Here is a 16044-nt window from a genome sequence, read left to right as displayed (position 1 = left end):
GAAAAGGGATCGATCCAGATGAACACCCACAATCCCAACGATTTTCTCTATCGCGTCCGCCGTTCCGACGATGCCTCCGTCCGTTTCGATCGGGTTCCGCTGGCGGTGCGGACCCTGTCCAGCAACACGTTGTTCCAGGGCGAGCACGAGATCGGCATCGAGCATCACGGCGCGCTCTACCGGCTGAAGATCACCCGCCAGGGCAAGCTCATTCTCAACAAGTAAGGCAAGGCAGGAGGGACGAGACATGGACCAGCGCGTAAAACCCGCCCCGCATGAAATCCGGCGGGCACGGGCAGAAAATCCGAAAACGCGCGAGCGTGATCTGGCTGCTCAGCTCGGCATTTCGGAGGCCGAGATGGTCGCGGCGCATTGCGGCGACGGCGTCGTCCGCATCGAGCCACGCGTCAACGATCTTTTGACCGGCCTCGAAGCCGTCGGCGAGGTCATGGCGCTGACCCGCAATGAAAGCGCGGTGCACGAAAAGATCGGCGTCTATGACAAGGTCGTCACCGGCAACCACAATGCCGTGGTGCTTGGCGAAAACATCGATTTGCGCATCTTCCCGAAGGTGTGGGCACACGGCTTTGCCGTGGAAAAGCGCGAAGGCGAAGAGATCCGTCGCAGCCTGCAGTTCTTCGACGCGGCAGGCGAGGCCGTGCACAAGGTGCACCTGCGGCCGGCCTCCAGTCTCTATGCCTATCAGAAGCTGGTCGCCGCGCTCGAATCGTCCAATCAGGAGCCGACGGTCGACATTTCAGGGCCGCTCCCCGATGACGACACCCATGGTGACGAAGCGAACGCCAATCTCGACGATCTGCGCGACCGCTGGAGCCGGCTGACCGACGTGCACCAGTTCTTCGGCATGCTGAAGACGCTGAAGCTCAGCCGCCGGCAGGCGGTGCGCATGGTCGGCCAGGACTATGCCTGGCTGCTCGACAATGATGCCGTCCGGGCCATGTTCCATCACGCCGCGGAGGGCGAGATGCCGATCATGTGCTTTGTGGGAAACCGCGGCTGCATCCAGATCCATTCCGGTCCGATCAAATCCATCAAGTCGATGGGATCATGGATCAACGTGCTGGACGAAACCTTCCACCTGCACCTGCGAACCGACCACACCCACGAGGTATGGGCCGTGCGTAAGCCGACCAAGGACGGTCATGTCACCTCGCTCGAGATCTATGACGTCGACGGCAAGATGATCATCCAGTTCTTCGGCAAGCGTCATGAAGGCGAAAGCGAGCGTGGCGACTGGCGATTCCTGGCGGAAAACCTGCCGCGCATCCCAAGCCCGACAGCAGCCTGAGGACTATAGAAATGGTTTCTTTTTCGAGACTGCCGCCTGTCCTCAGCTTGGCGCCCGTTCTAAGGGCGGCAATGAGGCCGGCGATCGGTCTTTCCCTGGCTTTTGTGGCGCTGCAACCTGCTGGCGCCACCGAAGACAGGGCCGTATTTGCCGATCCCTCGAAGATTGCCGCCATTGGCGGCTCGATCACCGAGATCGTCTACGCGCTCGGCCAGGAGAAGCATCTGGTGGCGCGCGATTCCACCAGCCGGTACCCAAAGGCGGCGCTTGAGCTCCCTGATGTCGGCTACATGCGCGCGCTGTCGCCGGAAGGCGTGCTCTCGGTCAACCCGACCGGCATCCTGGCGCTGCATGGCAGCGGTCTCAAGGAAGCCGTCGATGTCTTGAAGAAGACGAGCGTCCCGTTCATCGAGGTGCCCGAGCACTATAGCCACGAAGGCATCCTCGAGAAGGTCCGCATCGTTGGCAAGGCGCTCGGCGTCGACGCCGAGGCCGAGGTGCTGGCCAAGGAGCTCGATGCCAAGCTCACGGCCGCCGAACAGCAGACGGCGTCGATCAAGGAGCGCAAGCGCATCCTGTTCGTGCTGTCGATACAGGGCGGCAAGATCCTGGCGGCCGGCAGCGAGACCGCCGCCGACGGCATGGTCAAGCTGGCTGGCGGCGTCAACGCAGTCGAGGGCTTCTCTGGCTACAAGCAAATGTCCGACGAGGCTGTTATCACCGCCAGGCCGGATGTGATCCTGATGATGAGCAATGCCGGGCCTCCGGTATCGGACGACGAATTGTTCGGCAATCCGTCGATCGCCTCGACGCCGGCCGGAAGCGCGCGCAAGCTGATCCGCATCGATGGTGGCTATCTGCTCGGCTTCGGGCCACGCACGGCTGATGCCATCCACGACCTCGCCGTCTCGCTTTATGGCGGGCAGGTCACAGACTGAGCAGGCAGATCATGATCGATCAATCGATCGCAGGTCCGGTGATGGCGAGCGCATCCGAGGGCGACCGGTCGGGCCGCGCCCGCATCGTCATTCTTCTGCTGTGCCTGGGGCTCGCGGCTGCCGTTTTTCTGGCGCTGACATCGGGGGCGTCGGACGCATCGACCGTCAACGTCATCGGCGGCTGGCTGTTCGGCACAGTGCCTGACAACGCCGCGTTGAGCGCCCGCGACAGCCTGATCGTCTACGACATCCGTTTGCCGCGCATCATCCTCGGCATGCTGGTCGGCGCGGCGCTCGCGGTCTCCGGCGCGGTCATGCAGGGGCTGTTCCGCAATCCGCTGGCCGACCCCGGCCTGATCGGCGTTTCGGCCGGGTCGAGCCTCGGCGCGGTTGCCGTTATCGTGCTCGGCGCCACAATATTGGCTCCGGTGACAGCCTCACTCGGCACGCTTGCACTGCCGCTGGCGGCCTTCTGTGGCGGGCTCGCCACCACGCTGGTGCTTTACCAGGTTGCGACGCGGCGGGGGCAAACCTCGGTTGCCATCATGCTCCTCGCCGGCATCGCGCTGGCCGCGCTCGCCATGGCGCTGACCGGCATCCTCATCTTCATGGCCGATGATCGCCAGTTGCGCGACCTGACCTTCTGGCAGCTCGGATCGCTCGGTGGCGCGACCTGGGCGAAGATTGCTTCCGTCGGGCCGATCATCGTGCTGGCGCTGGCGGCGATGCCGTTCCTGGCACGCGGCCTCAACGCGCTGGCGCTGGGCGAGGCGACCGCCGGCCATCTCGGCATTCCGGTGCAGCGGCTGAAATACACGGCCATCATCGGCGTCTCGGCGGCGGTCGGCGCGTCCGTCGCCGTCAGTGGCGGCATCGGCTTCGTCGGCATCGTGGTGCCGCATCTGCTGCGCCTGCTGATCGGTCCGGACAATCGCTATCTTCTGCCGGCGTCGGCGTTGCTCGGCGCCTCGCTGCTGTTGCTGGCCGATGCGGTCGCACGCACCATCGTGGCGCCGGCCGAATTGCCGATCGGCATCGTCACCGCGATATCAGGCGCGCCGTTCTTCCTTTGGATCCTGCTGTGCAAACGCGGCATAGTCGACCTGTGAGGCCTGGATGATCGAGGCAAGGGACGTTTCGGTTGATATTGCCGGCAAGCCTATTGTCGCCGATGTCGATTTCCACGCACGCCCCGGCGAGATCGCCGCCATCGTCGGCCCCAATGGTTCGGGCAAGACGACCTTCCTCAAGGCGCTTTCCGGCGAACTCGCCTACACCGGGCGCGTCGCGCTCAACGGCCGCGATCTCTCGGCGATGAATCCGGCCGAGATCGCGGTCCATAGGGCAGTACTGCCGCAGGCGACGACGCTGTCGTTCCCGTTCACGGTGCGAGAAGTGGTCAAGCTTGGCCTTGTCGGCGGCCGCTCGGGCGTCTTGCCGGGCGATGATACGCGGCTGCCGGAACGGGCGCTGGCGCGCGTCGATCTCGACGGCTTTGCCGGACGTTTCTACCAGGAGCTTTCGGGCGGCGAGCAACAGCGCGTCCAGCTTGCGCGCGTGCTGTGCCAGGTCTGGGCACCGGTGCACGACGGCAAGCCGCGCTATCTCTTCCTCGATGAGCCGGTTTCCAGCCTCGACATCAAGCACCAACTGATCATCATGAACATTGCCCGCGACTTCGCCAGAAGGGGCGGCGGCGTGGTTGCCATCCTGCATGACCTCAATCTGACGGCCATGTATGCCGACCGGATCTTCGTCATGCATCGTGGCAAGCTGGCCGCAACCGGGTCGCCGCAGGACGTGCTGAGCGATGATCTGATCGAAAAAGTGTTCGACTGCCGGCTCAGGGTCGGTGTGCTGCCGGCCAGAAACATGCCGTTCGTGCTGCCGCAGTCAGCGGCTTAGGTTATTGCAGTAGGTCTAGCCAGACCAAGACGTGGCCAAGTTCAGGCAGCCGGGGCGCGACGCTCCATCAGCATGTCGATGCCGAGCAAGTTGCGCACATTCGGGCGTGCCGCCACGAGATCGGCGATGGTGTAACGAGCCAGCACCGCGAAGAACGCGTTCAGTGCCTCACGCAACGCCGAATTCAGCGCACAACTGTCGATCAGCGGGCACTCGGCGGCGTCGTTCTCGAAACACTCAGCCATTGCGAAGCTTTCTTCCGTCACGCGCACGACATCGAATAGGCTGATGGCTTCGGCCGCGCGGCCAAGCTTGACGCCGCCATTCCTGCCACGCACGGTCTGGACAAGGCCGTGCTCGACCAGCGGTTGCAGGATCTTGAACAGGAACAGTTCCGACACCGAATAGGCAGCCGCGATCTCGGGGATGCGACTCAACCGGTCGTCGTTTGCCGCGCAATACATCAAGATGCGCATGGCATAATTGGTCTGGCGCGTTAACCGCATTTTGTCCTCGCAAAGCAATAGGTTGAATCGAATATGGCCCATACCTTGGAATAATTCCAGACTAGCGCGACACAATAGGTGAATATTCTCGTCAACTTTATGTGCAAGGCCAGGGAAAACCTGACCGCGCGGGATGGCGCGGGCATTCGGGCAAGCGAGATACTAGATTAGCCCGCAAGACCGACGAGGAGCAGCTCAACCATTGGGACAATCGGCCGACGCCATGACCTCGCGAATCGATACCGATGCGGACGCCAAGCTTTCGGCGCTGCGGCGTACCAAATTCGCGGCAACAGCCGCGCTGGCGATGTGCGTTCTCGTGTTCGCCGTGGCCAAGTCGTTCGAGCACAGCTATCCGTGGCTCGGCTTCGTCGCTGCCTTTGCCGAGGCCGCGACCATCGGCGGCCTGGCCGACTGGTACGCGGTGGTGGCGCTGTTCAGGCGACCTCTGGGGCTGCCGATCCCGCACACCGGCATCATCCCCGAGAACCAGAACCGCATCGCCGACAATCTCGGCCGCTTCATCGAGGTCAACTTCCTGGCCCCTGAACCGGTGCGTGAAAAGCTTGCCGAGGTCGATTTCTCGGCGCTGGTCGCCGACTGGCTGGCCGATACCGAGCGTGCCGCCGGCCTGTCGCGCTTTGTCGTGCGGCTGGTGCCGCAGACACTTGCGGCGATAGAGCAATCCGGCCTGCGTGGCTTCGTCACCAGCCGCATGCTCGAACAGATCGAAAAGGTCCCGCTCGCGCCGCTGGCCGCCGAGCTGCTCTCAGCCCTGACCGACGACCGCCGCCACCAGAAACTGTTCGACGAATTCACCAAAGTGATCGGACGGTTCCTCAACGACGAACAGGCGCTGGCAACGATGCGCGAGAAAATCCGCGAGGAACTGCCGTCGCTGTTCAACCTGTTCAGAGCCGACGCCTATCTCCTGAAGAAGATCGTCGCCTCGGCCGGCTCGCTGCTCGATGAGGTGAGGGCCGATCCTGACCACCCGATGCGCGCCGAGTTCGACCGTTTTGCTCAAGGCTTCATCGAGAAGCTGAGGACATCGAAGCAATATGCCAAACGCGCCGAGAAGCTGAAGCGCGATTTCCTGGCTCGGCCGGAGGTCAGGGGATTGGCCGGCGACATGTGGACAAGCCTCAGCCAGTTCATCGAGCAGGACGCCAAGGCGCCGAATTCGGTTATCCGCGCGCATCTTGCCAACATGTTCGTCGAGGTCGGCCGCCATCTTGCCGGCGATGCGCAGATCCGGGCCGACATGAACCAGGGGTTCGTGGTGGCGCTCGCGTCCTTCGTGGAGAGCCAGAAGAGCGGCGTGTCGACATTCATCGCCGACCAGGTCAAGCGCTGGGACCTTGCGCAGCTGACGCGGCTGATCGAGATGAATATCGGCCGGGACCTGCAGTACATCCGCTTCAACGGCATGATCATCGGGGGGCTTGCCGGTATCGTGCTCTATGTGGTTGAGCGGCTGTTCCTCGTGAATTGAGGCCTGGCGAGGCTGGCGCTCATTCCACCGCGTCCGAATGGACTCACGGCACGCGAGTGCTATTCTCCTGCCGAGGGCGCCCGCATCCGCGGCAAAGGGAGCAAACGAGCATGGCAAAACAACCGGAATCCGATTCCTTCATGGACATGTTCGGCAGGTTCGGCCGCGACCTGAAGGTGCCCAATGTCGATGTCGAGGCGATCCTCGCCCATCATCGCAAGAACCTCGAAGCGCTGGAGAAATCGGCACGGGCCGGTGCGGCCGGCGCGTCCTCGCTGTTGTCCAGGCAGCGCGAGATGCTGCAGGACACGCTGCGCGAGGTCACCGAGATGGCGCAAAGCTACAGGGCGCCGGGCAATCCGCAGGAACTGATGGCCAAACAGACGGAGTTTGCCAGAAAGTCCTTCGAAGTCGCATTGAAGAATGCCGGCGAAGTGGCTGAACTGGTCAAGAAATCGGGCACCGAATCGGTCGACATCCTGCGCACGCGCATCAAGGAGGCGATGGAGGAAATCCGCGCCGGCTACGAGAAGAAGTAGCAGATGTGGCCGAGGCCAGCTCTTTGCTGCCGGCTGCGCTGAAGCCTGGAAATCCCGATTTAACCTGCGACTGCGGTCGCGGCATGGCGCGATTGAGGCCGGATTCGGCGGAACGGATTCGCGCAGGGCGAATTGACAGAGGCCGTCAGTTCGTGGTCCGGAGGCTTTGCAAGCGATCGGGAAAGCAGGAATGACTGAAATACGGCCTAAAACGCCGCCGACCTTCGACCAGTTGAGGACGATGGCCGGGCAAGAGCTCGGTGTGTCGGAATGGACGACGGTCGACCAGAACCGCATCGACCAGTTCGCCGAATGCACCGGCGACCATCAATGGATTCATGTCGATCCTGAAAGGGCGCGGCGGCAAAGCCCGTTCCGCACGACGATCGCGCATGGCTATCTGACGCTGTCGATCATCGGTGCGCTGGCGCTCGGCATGGGAATCGTGCCGGAGAACACGCAGGCCGCATTCAACTATGGCTTCGACAAGGTGCGCTTCCTGGCGCCGGTCAGGGTCGGCGCGCGCATCAGGCTGCGCACCACGCTGTTGTCCATGGAGGACAGGGGCCCCGGCCAGTATCTGATGAAGGCGGCCAACACGGTCGAGATCGAAGGCGAGGAAAAGCCTGCTCTGATGGCTGAAACGCTGGTCATGCTCTATGAACGTCGCAAGCGGGCAGGCGCCTGAGAGACTATTTGGAAATTCTACTCCGGCGGCCATCTGATGGCGTTTTCTGCGCTTCCGGTGCTCTCGGACGTAATGTCCGCTCCGCTCCGGTTCTCGAAACCACCACCATATGAATCGCCAGAGCGAATTTCGAGACAGTCTCTAAGCGGTGTGCGACAGGATCGCCTGCCGCCAAACAGGTGGCGCGTCACGAAACCCTGGATTCTGCGCGGCCTACGGCGCGGGTCGAGACCAGTGCGAGGAGCAGCGCGACCAGCGCCAGCACGGTCGCCGTCTGAAAGGTGACCTGCATTCCCCGGGCGGCCGCCTCGGAACTCAGAAGACCAATGCCTAAGTGCCCTTCGGCCGATGCAACGGCGAAGATGGCGCCCATCAACGATGCGCCGGTGATGAGGCCGAGATTGCGCGCAAGATTGAGAAGGCCGGAAACGACGCCGCGCTGGCCGGCGTCAACACCGGTCATGACGGCTGCATTGTTCGACGTCTGGAACAGCGCGTAGCCGATGCATGTGACGGTGATCGGAACGACATAGCCGGCAATGCCGAGCCTCAACATGGCGAGCGACAGCAGGAACGTGCCCGTGGCAAGGCCGAGCAGGCCGGCGATCACCATCCTGTGGGCGCCGAAGCGATCGGTCAGGCGTCCGGCCACCAGCGCCGACAGGGTCGAGACAAGCGGCCCGGTCGACAGCACTGCGCCAACCATTGCGGCATCCAGCCCGAGCCCGCGGGACAGGTAGAACGGGGCCACCACCAGGGTCGCCATCATCACCGTGGCGACGATCAGGCTCATGACGAGGCTGGCGCTGAGCTGGAGATCACGGAAGCTGGCTAGCTGGATCAACGGGTTTTTTACTCTCGCCTGCACGGCGGCGAAAAGAAAAACGCCGATGCCTGCGGCGACCAGCAGGCTGATGTTGAGTGCGCCGAAATTGCCTCTGCCAAGCGTCATGGCCAGCGCATAGGCGGCCAGCGTCAGGGCCAGCAGGGCAGTGCCCATGACATCGAACGTGCCTCGGTCGACCTGCGCGGTTTTGTTGCGTGCCGGCAAGGCACGCCAGGCGAGGGCGAAGGTGAGCACGCCCAGCGGGACATTGACGAGGAAGATCGCGCGCCAGCCGAAGCTGGCGATCAACAGGCCGCCGAGCGAGGGACCAAGCGTCGTGCCGATCGCGGACATGGCGCCGAGCAGGCCCATGGCGCTGCCGGTCCGGTCCTTGCTCACCGTTTCCGCAACAAAGGCCAGCGTCAGCGCCATCATCAGTGCCGCGCCAAGTCCCTGCACGGCCCGCGCGGCGATCAGCAGCCAGAGCGTCGGCGCCAGGCCGCAGAGCACCGATGCCGATGTGAACAGCGCGATGCCGCCAAGCAGCAGCGGTCGGCGCCCGAACATGTCGGCCAGCCGTCCGGCGCTGACAATCAGTGTGGTGATGGCGAGCAGATAGGCCAGCACAACCCATTGCACGGACTGGAACGACGCGCCGAAATTCTGCATCAGCGACGGCAGGCCGACGCTGGCAATGCTGGTTCCAAGCGACGACAGCAGCGTGGCGAGCGATAGGCTTGCCAGCGCCCAGCGGGCGGATTGCATCCGTGGCAGCGCCGATGCGCGCCCGTCCCGATTTTGCTCTGTGATTGCCACGGCGATCTCCTTCCATCGGCTCCAGAACCGGAGTTATCGGAGATCTAGCCCCTTGGCTGACGTGGCGGAAGGCGCAGCATTTGCATCTTATTCGTGCGTTTGGCGCCATACCATGCCATGATCCGCCGATGACATCGCCCGATCTCAACTTGCTGTTCGCTCTCGACGTCCTGCTGACCGAAGGCAGCGTGGCGCGCGCCGCCAGCCGTCTGCGCCTCAGTCCCTCGGCGATGAGCCGGACGCTGGCGCGGCTGCGCGAGGCGACGGGCGATCCGCTGCTGGTTCGCGCCGGTCGCGGCCTGGTGGCGACGCCGCGTGCGGAAGAACTGCGACGGCAGGTTGGTCGTGTCGTTCAGGACGCGGAAGCTTTGCTGCGTCCTGCCACCCTGCTTGATCTCCGGAGCCTGGACAGGGTCTTCACGCTGCGCACCAATGAAAGTTTCGTCGAAGAATTCGCGCCTCGTCTCGTCGCCCGTATCCAGGCCGATGCGCCCGGCGTGCGGCTGCGCTTTGCACCGAAGTCCGACAAGGATGTCATGTCGCTGCGCGACGCGGCGATCGACCTAGACATAGGCGTCGCTGGCGAGACCGGACCGGAGGTGCGCATTCAGGCATTGCTTCGCGACCGTTTCATCGGCGCCGTGCGAACGGGCCATCCCTTGAGTGGGGGCGCGGTGACGCCGGAGCGCTATGCGGCAGGCCGGCACATCAGCGTTTCACGGCGTGGCCGCGAGAAAGGGCCGATCGACGAGGCTTTGAGCGGGCTGGGGCTGCAGCGGACAGTGGTGTGCATGGTTTCCGGTTTCTCGGCAGCCCTTGCCATGGCCCGCACATCAGACCTGATCGCCAGCGTGCCCGAGCGGCATACCGAAGGCGCACGCGCCCGCATGCACAGTTTTCCCCTGCCGGTCGTCACCGCGGAGGTCACCATCTCCATGCTGTGGCACCCGCGCCTCGATGCTGATCCGGCGCAATGCTGGCTGCGCGACTGCGTGCGAGAGGTCTGTGCGGCCCGGCGACCGGAAATCAACGTGCCATCGCCGCCTCGAGCACCTTGAAAATCCGCTCGTCCGCGCATTGGGCAACGTTGAAGCGCAGGAAGCGGCTGGCCGTTCCGGACAGGCTGAATGCGTTGCCGGGCGCCAGCACGATGTTGTCGGCCAGCGCGCGGCGGGCCACTTCGGCCGCATCCACCCCGTCCGGCAGGCTGCACCACAGGAACAGGCCGGCCGGCTGGTCGATCCAGGGCGTGACGCCGATTGCCTTCAGGCGGGTGCTCGTTTCGCCCATGGCGCGCGCAAGCTTCGCGCGCAGCAAATCCATATGCTTGCGGTAGCTGCCGTCCTTCAGCAGGGTCAGCACCAGTTCGGCCGCCAGCCGTCCGCCGCCGAAGGTCGTGGCGATCTTGAGGTCGGTCAGCGGCTCGATCCAGTCGCGCGGTGCCGCGATGAAGCCGCAGCGAACCGAAGCCGACAGCGTCTTGGAGAAGCTGCCGATATGGACGACGCGGTTGAGACCATCGAACGCCGCCAGCCTGGGGGCGGGCGCATGCTCGAAATCGGCGAAGATGTCGTCCTCGACGATGGTCAATTCCGATTGGTCGGCGAGTTTCAGCAGCCGGTGCGCGGTGACCGGCGACAGGACCGCGCCGGTCGGGTTGTGGATGGCGGAGTTGGTGATGTAGAGGCGCGGCCGATGCTCGGCCAGCGCCTGCGCGAACAGCTCGATATCCGGCCCCGACGGCGTGTAGGGGACGCTGACGACCTTGGCCCGGTGGGCGCGCAGCAGAGCATGGAAATTGAAATAGCAGGGGTCGTCGACCAGCACCGTATCGCCGGGTTCGATCAGGAACCGGCACAACAGGTCGATGGCCTGCGTGCCCGATTCCGTCAGTATGATCTGCTCGGGCGAGGCTTCGATGCCGTGCCCAGCCATGCGTCGCGCCAGCAATTGCCGCAGCGGCGGCAGCCCGAGCGGCGTGCCATAGTCGGCTAGCGCGATATCGTCGGCACGCGCCGCCGTGCGCAGCGCCCGGCGCAATCCTGTCTGAGGCATCCACGGGGCCGGCAGCCAGCCGCAGCCGGGCTTCAGCATGTCGTCGCCGGCTTCCAGAGACTGGCGCGAGATCCAGAGCGGATCGACGGCGCGGTCGAGGCGAGGCCCAATCTGCGCCAGCGACAGTGGCGCCAGCGAGCCGGCGGCATAGAAACCGGAGCCCGGCCGCGAGCGGATCGCGCCTTCGGCGGCGAGCCGCTCATAGGCTTCGACCACGGTGGATTTGGACACCTGCATGGATTTGGCGAAGGCGCGGATCGAGGGCAGTCGTGCTCCCGGCGTCAGGCTGCGCGCCGCGATCCGCTGGCGGATCGTCGCCATGACGCCTTCGACCAGCGTTCCGCTGCTCTCGCTTCCAGGGACCTGCTTGTCCATCCGTACTGCTCGCTTGCCCATGACAGTTTTGTCTAACTGTACCGCATTGTCTCTGGCGACGCCAACGGGTTCCGCTCGATACAGAGCCGACAAACGGAGCATAAAATGGACAAGATCGCGAGCGGCTGGGTGAACGGGTTCATCGGGGTGTTGATCTTCAGTGGCTCGCTGCCGGCGACGCGTGTGGCGGTGAAGGATTTCGATCCGACATTCCTGACGTCGGCCCGAGCGGCGATTGCCGGGCTGCTTGGCCTGGCGCTGCTGCTCCTGTTCCGGCAGAAGCGCCCGGAGCGCGGCGATATGCTGTCGCTGGTGATCGTTGCCCTGGGCGTGGTGGTCGGCTTTCCCTTGCTGACCGCTCTGGCGCTGAAACACGTCACCACGGCCCATTCCATTATCTTTGTCGGCCTGCTGCCGCTGGCGACCGCGATCTTCGGCGTATTGCGCGGCGGCGACCGGCCAAGGCCGGCATTCTGGCTGTTTTCATGCATAGGCAGCGCGCTGGTCGCGGGTTTTGCCCTGGCGCAGGGCGTGACCGCCTCGCCGGTGGGCGATGGTCTGATGCTGGCTGCCATCATCGCCTGCGGCCTGGGCTACGCCGAGGGCGCCGCGCTGTCGCGTAGGCTCGGCGGCTGGCAGGTGATCTGCTGGGCGCTGGTACTGTCGTTGCCGATCATGCTGGTGCTGACCTTTGCGACGCAGCCGTCGTCCTTTGCCGGCGTCGGCTCCAATGCATGGATCGGGCTTGCCTATGTCTCGCTGTTCAGCATGCTGATCGGCTTCGTGTTCTGGTACCGCGGCCTTGCGCAAGGCGGTATTGCGGCAGTCGGGCAACTGCAGCTGCTGCAGCCGTTCTTCGGCCTCGCCCTGGCGGCGACGCTGCTGCACGAGCAGGTCAGCTCGCTCATGGTCGTCGTCACGCTCGGCGTGGTGGCGTGCGTGTTCGGGGCGAAGAAGTTTGCGCGGTAGATCCAGCGGGCGGAGGCCGGCTCCCGGCTAAAACTTCGTCACCACCCCGATGCCGATGCCTTCGAAGCCGCCCATCGCCATCAAGGCCGCCGGCGCCTCGTCGAGGCTGATCTTCTTGCCGACGAGCAATTCGGGCTTGAGCTTGCCATTGCGGATCATGTCCATCATCGCCTGGTAGCGGTACGCCTGCATGCCGTGGCTGCCGAGGATCTCGAGCTCGAAGGCGATCACCTTGTCCATCGGCACCTGCGGCCGGGCATGCTCGCCCAGCATCAGGCCGACCTGCACGTGACGACCGCGCCGGCGCAGATTAGCGATCGAGTTGAACGAGGTAGTGGGGTGGCCGAGCGCGTCCATCGACATGTGCGCGCCGCCATTGGTGATCTGCTTGACCGCTTTGACCACATTCGGCGTCTTGGACGCATTGATGGTGGCGACGGCACCGATCTTTTTGGCGAAATCCAGCTTCTCGTCGGTGAGATCGATGGCGATGACATTGGCACCCATGGAACTGGCGATCATGATCGCCGACAGGCCGACGCCGCCGCAACCATGCACCGCCACCCACTCGCCCGGTTTCACCCGGCCCTGATCGACAATGGCGCGAAACGAGGTGACGAACCGGCAGCCGAGGCTGGCGGCGGTGGCGAATTCCATCTCGTCGGGCAAGCGCACGAGATTGGTGTCGGCGTGTTCGATGGCGACATATTCGGCAAACGAGCCCCAGCCGGTGAAGCCAGGCTGGGTCTGGTGCTCGCAGACCTGGTGATTGCCCGAATTGCACTCGAAGCAGCGGCCACAGCCGACGGCGAACGGCACGGTGACGCGCTCGCCGGCCTTCCAGCGGGTGACCTGCCTGCCGGCGGCGACCACGATGCCGGCCAGTTCGTGGCCCGGCACGTGCGGCAGCGTAATGCTGTCGTCATGACCCATCCAGCCATGCCAGTCGCTGCGGCACAGGCCGGTCGCCTCGACCTTGATGACGACGCCGTCGGCGGCCGGCTTCGGATCGGGAACGGTTTGGATTGTCGGCGCTTCGCCGAATTTCTCGAAGACGACGGCTCTCATAGGTCACTCCACCCTGCTGCACCTGAGGAAACGATAGCCGATTCCCTGTCCGCTCAAGCGGAAATCGATTCCGCCAACCACGCTGTTCCGGCGCCGACGCCACATGTGGGCCGATGAAACCTACTCGGCATCGATTTGGTTCTGAGGCGCCGCCTTAAGGAAGGCCGGCAGCGCCATGCAGGCAGCATTGATGCGCGCGATTGTTGGGTAGGGCGTCAGGTCGACGCCGAAGCGGGCGTTGCTGGCAATCTGCGCGGCCAGGCAGATGTCAGCCAACCCCGGCGCGTCGCCATGGCAGAATGTTCCGGTCTCGGATGACGAAGCCAGGATCTTTTCAAGCGGCTGAAAGCCTTCGTTCACCCAGTGGCGGAACCAGTTGGTGATGTCCTGATCGCCGGCGCCGAACAGGGTGCGCAGCGAGGTCAGCACGCGCAGATTGTTCACCGGATGGATGTCGCAGGCGATCATCTGCGCCAGCATTCTGACCCGTGCCCGGCCGGCCGCATCCTTCGGCAACAGCGGTGGTTCCGGTCTTGTCTCGTCGAGGAATTCGATGATCGCCAGCGATTGCGTCAGCAGCGTGCCGTCGCCGAGGATCAGCGCCGGCACCAGCCCTTGCGGATTGACCGCGAGATAGGCTGGTTCCAGATGCTCGCCATGGCGCAAATGATGCGGGACATAGTCATAGCTCAGCCCCTTCATCTCCAGCGCGATCCGCACCCGATAGGAGGTGGAGGAGCGATAGTAGTTGTGCAGGACGAGTTCGCTCATGCGCTCACTTCGGTTGGCCGATGGTCACTTCGATCGTGCCGATGCCGTCGACGCCGCCCGTCATCGTGTCGCCGGCACGAACCGCACCGACACCGGCCGGCGTGCCGGTGAAGATCAAGTCGCCGGCTTCCAGTTCCATCGCCTCGCTGCAGATCGACACGATATCGGATATCGGCCAGATCAGCTCGGCGAGGTCGGCGTCCTGCCTGACCTGGCCATTGACGGCGAGCCAGATGCGGCCCTTTTGCGGGTGGCCGGATTTCGCCGCGGGGGTCAGCGGGCCGCAAGGCGCGGACCGGTCGAACGCCTTCGACCAGTCCCACGGCCGGGCGGCCTTCTTGGCCTCGTCCTGCAGATCGCGGCGGGTGAGATCAATGCCGACGCCATAACCCCAGACATGGTCCAGCGCCTTGTCGCGGGGAATGCGAAAACCGGGCTTGCCGATCGCCGCGACCAGTTCGATCTCGTGATGCAGATTGGCCGTCAGCGGCGGGTAGGGAATCGTCGCGCCGGAATCGACCACCGCGTCGGCCGGCTTGGTGAAGAAGAAGGGCGGATCGCGCTCGTCATTGCCGAATTCGCGGGCATGCGCCGCGTAGTTGCGGCCGACGCAGAAGATGCGGCGCACCGCGAAACGCTCGGGCGAGCCCGCAACGGCCACCGATGCGATCGCGGGCGAGGGAAGGACGAAGTCTGTCATGTGGGTCTCTGCTTGGTTGCCGGAACATTCGACCGATTTGGGCGCCCGGACAAGGCGATTTGGTCGAGAAAGTGCCGGCCGCACTTTCCGCCGGAGATGGCGATATACTATTTGGCAATAATCTGGCCATGGTGGCGAGGTTATTCTAATCGCCCACGAACTGAAATGAACCCCATGACCGCAATCCACGATCGCGCCCGGTTCCTGATCATCGACGACCACCCGCTGTTTCGCGAGGCGCTGCACAGCGCGGTGCAGATGGCCTATCCGGAAGTCGACACAGTGGAGGCGCGCTCGATCACCGAGGCGCTCGATCTGCTAGCCGGCGCCAAGCCGTTCGACCTTGCGCTGCTCGACCTCTCGATGCCCGACGTGCACGGCTTCGAAGGACTGCTGCAGCTGCGAACCCGCTATCCGCGCCTGCCGGTGGTGATCGTCTCGGGCCATGAGGAGCCGAAGATCATTTCCGAGGCGCTGTCCTATGGCGCTGCCGGCTTCATTCCGAAATCGGCGCGCAAGAGCGACCTGGCCGCCGCCATACGCTCGGTGATGGAAGGCGCGATCTATGTGCCGGAAACCTATGAAGGCCGCACGCCCGACGCCGAAAGCGTCGACCGCGCCGACATGGTGCAGCGCCTGTCGACGCTGACGCCGCAACAGCTGCGCGTGCTGCAGATGCTGCGCCAGGGCCTGCTCAACAAGCAGATCGCCTACGAGCTGCAGGTGGGGGAGACCACCGTGAAGGCGCATGTCTCGGAAATCCTGCGCAAGCTCAATGTCTACAGCCGGACGCAAGCGGTGATCGAGGTTTCGAAGCTGGACAATGCGGAGCTGTTTCGGGATCAGGCAGGGTTTTGAGGCTGACATTCCCAGTTGTGGGAGGGTATCAAGCTATGCCAGCAAATGCGCCAGCAGGGCGCGCAGTTGCGCCGGCTTCAGCGGCTTGCGCATCAGTTCTATGCCGCCGGCGCGCGCCGCCTTGGCGACGGGAATTACGGTGACAGTGCACTATTTTCTTTTCGCCGCCTGCCTCGCTTTCCCGGCCTTACGGCTTTTCCAAGTTGCCCGGCAATCCGATCCAGAA

At 64.2% G+C, this 16044-nt stretch carries 17 protein-coding genes; 11 read left to right on the top strand and 6 right to left on the bottom strand.

The features are described 5' to 3' along the window. Positions 1 to 18 precede the first annotated feature (18 nt). From hemP to ASD99_RS16960, 5 genes are all read left to right on the top strand, one after another. Positions 19 to 225, top strand: a complete 207-nt coding sequence (hemP, locus tag ASD99_RS16980; RefSeq protein ID WP_057144370.1) for a hemin uptake protein HemP — start codon at positions 19 to 21, stop codon at positions 223 to 225. A gap of 22 nt (positions 226 to 247) precedes the next feature. Beyond that, the gene (locus tag ASD99_RS16975; RefSeq protein ID WP_057144344.1) at positions 248 to 1309 is read left to right on the top strand and encodes a hemin-degrading factor; all 1062 of its coding nucleotides are present in this window, start codon (positions 248 to 250) and stop codon (positions 1307 to 1309) included. 71 nt (positions 1310 to 1380) lie between these two features. Further along, complete coding sequence (locus ASD99_RS16970) at positions 1381 to 2247, top strand: heme/hemin ABC transporter substrate-binding protein (RefSeq protein ID WP_156389005.1); 867 nt, start codon at positions 1381 to 1383, stop codon at positions 2245 to 2247. 11 nt (positions 2248 to 2258) lie between these two features. Next, positions 2259 to 3356: a FecCD family ABC transporter permease gene (locus tag ASD99_RS16965; protein WP_057144342.1), complete on the top strand. Its 1098-nt coding sequence runs from the start codon at positions 2259 to 2261 to the stop codon at positions 3354 to 3356. A gap of 7 nt (positions 3357 to 3363) precedes the next feature. Next, complete coding sequence (locus ASD99_RS16960; RefSeq protein ID WP_057144341.1) at positions 3364 to 4152, top strand: heme ABC transporter ATP-binding protein; 789 nt, start codon at positions 3364 to 3366, stop codon at positions 4150 to 4152. A gap of 41 nt (positions 4153 to 4193) precedes the next feature. On the opposite strand, the gene rirA is transcribed toward ASD99_RS16960, so the two are convergent. Further along, complete coding sequence (gene rirA / locus ASD99_RS16955; RefSeq protein WP_056596097.1) at positions 4194 to 4658, bottom strand: iron-responsive transcriptional regulator RirA; 465 nt, start codon at positions 4656 to 4658, stop codon at positions 4194 to 4196. Between the two features lie 223 nt (positions 4659 to 4881). Between rirA and ASD99_RS16950 the strand changes: the two genes are divergently transcribed. The 3 genes from ASD99_RS16950 to ASD99_RS16940 all read left to right on the top strand — a co-directional run bounded on the left by ASD99_RS16950 (position 4882) and on the right by ASD99_RS16940 (position 7380). Then, entirely contained in the window at positions 4882 to 6153 is a 1272-nt protein-coding gene (locus ASD99_RS16950) for a DUF445 domain-containing protein (protein WP_162256707.1), read from the top strand. A 110-nt stretch (positions 6154 to 6263) separates the two neighbouring features. After that, positions 6264 to 6692, top strand: a complete 429-nt coding sequence (locus ASD99_RS16945) for a phasin family protein (protein ID WP_056596091.1) — start codon at positions 6264 to 6266, stop codon at positions 6690 to 6692. 190 nt (positions 6693 to 6882) lie between these two features. Beyond that, on the top strand, positions 6883 to 7380 hold the full coding sequence (locus ASD99_RS16940) for a MaoC family dehydratase (RefSeq protein ID WP_056596087.1): 498 nt from the start codon (positions 6883 to 6885) through the stop codon (positions 7378 to 7380). Between the two features lie 187 nt (positions 7381 to 7567). Here the strand turns inward: ASD99_RS16940 and ASD99_RS16935 are convergent, their stop codons facing one another. Further along, positions 7568 to 9022, bottom strand: coding sequence for an MFS transporter (locus ASD99_RS16935; protein WP_057144339.1), 1455 nt, complete (start codon positions 9020 to 9022; stop codon positions 7568 to 7570). Positions 9023 to 9150: 128 nt separating this feature from the next. Here ASD99_RS16935 and ASD99_RS16930 point away from each other — a divergent pair, with 128 nt between their 5' ends. Further along, positions 9151 to 10080: a LysR family transcriptional regulator gene (locus tag ASD99_RS16930; RefSeq protein ID WP_057144338.1), complete on the top strand. Its 930-nt coding sequence runs from the start codon at positions 9151 to 9153 to the stop codon at positions 10078 to 10080. Here ASD99_RS16930 and ASD99_RS16925 read toward each other — a convergent pair. Next, positions 10049 to 11452: a PLP-dependent aminotransferase family protein gene (locus ASD99_RS16925; protein ID WP_057144337.1), complete on the bottom strand. Its 1404-nt coding sequence runs from the start codon at positions 11450 to 11452 to the stop codon at positions 10049 to 10051. The genes ASD99_RS16930 and ASD99_RS16925 overlap by 32 nt on opposite strands. Before the next feature lie 105 nt (positions 11453 to 11557). Here ASD99_RS16925 and ASD99_RS16920 point away from each other — a divergent pair, with 105 nt between their 5' ends. Then, on the top strand, positions 11558 to 12421 hold the full coding sequence (locus tag ASD99_RS16920) for a DMT family transporter (protein ID WP_056596076.1): 864 nt from the start codon (positions 11558 to 11560) through the stop codon (positions 12419 to 12421). A 27-nt stretch (positions 12422 to 12448) separates the two neighbouring features. On the opposite strand, the gene ASD99_RS16915 is transcribed toward ASD99_RS16920, so the two are convergent. The 3 genes from ASD99_RS16915 to ASD99_RS16905 form a co-directional block, all read right to left on the bottom strand. Next, the gene (locus ASD99_RS16915; protein WP_057144336.1) at positions 12449 to 13489 is read right to left on the bottom strand and encodes a zinc-dependent alcohol dehydrogenase family protein; all 1041 of its coding nucleotides are present in this window, start codon (positions 13487 to 13489) and stop codon (positions 12449 to 12451) included. Between the two features lie 120 nt (positions 13490 to 13609). Beyond that, positions 13610 to 14260, bottom strand: coding sequence for a maleylacetoacetate isomerase (maiA, locus tag ASD99_RS16910; RefSeq protein WP_056596070.1), 651 nt, complete (start codon positions 14258 to 14260; stop codon positions 13610 to 13612). 4 nt (positions 14261 to 14264) lie between these two features. Further along, positions 14265 to 14960, bottom strand: coding sequence for a fumarylacetoacetate hydrolase family protein (locus tag ASD99_RS16905; RefSeq protein WP_057144335.1), 696 nt, complete (start codon positions 14958 to 14960; stop codon positions 14265 to 14267). 174 nt (positions 14961 to 15134) lie between these two features. Between ASD99_RS16905 and ASD99_RS16900 the strand changes: the two genes are divergently transcribed. Beyond that, positions 15135 to 15818, top strand: a complete 684-nt coding sequence (locus ASD99_RS16900) for a response regulator (protein ID WP_056596065.1) — start codon at positions 15135 to 15137, stop codon at positions 15816 to 15818. The last annotated feature ends 226 nt before the right edge of the window (positions 15819 to 16044 follow it).

Origin of the sequence: Mesorhizobium sp. Root695, from assembly GCF_001428185.1 — a bacterium.
Taxonomy (GTDB): Bacteria; Pseudomonadota; Alphaproteobacteria; order Rhizobiales; family Rhizobiaceae; genus Mesorhizobium.
The sequence above is the reverse complement of the archived record's forward strand: the minus strand, read 5'-3'. Positions and strand labels throughout refer to the sequence as shown.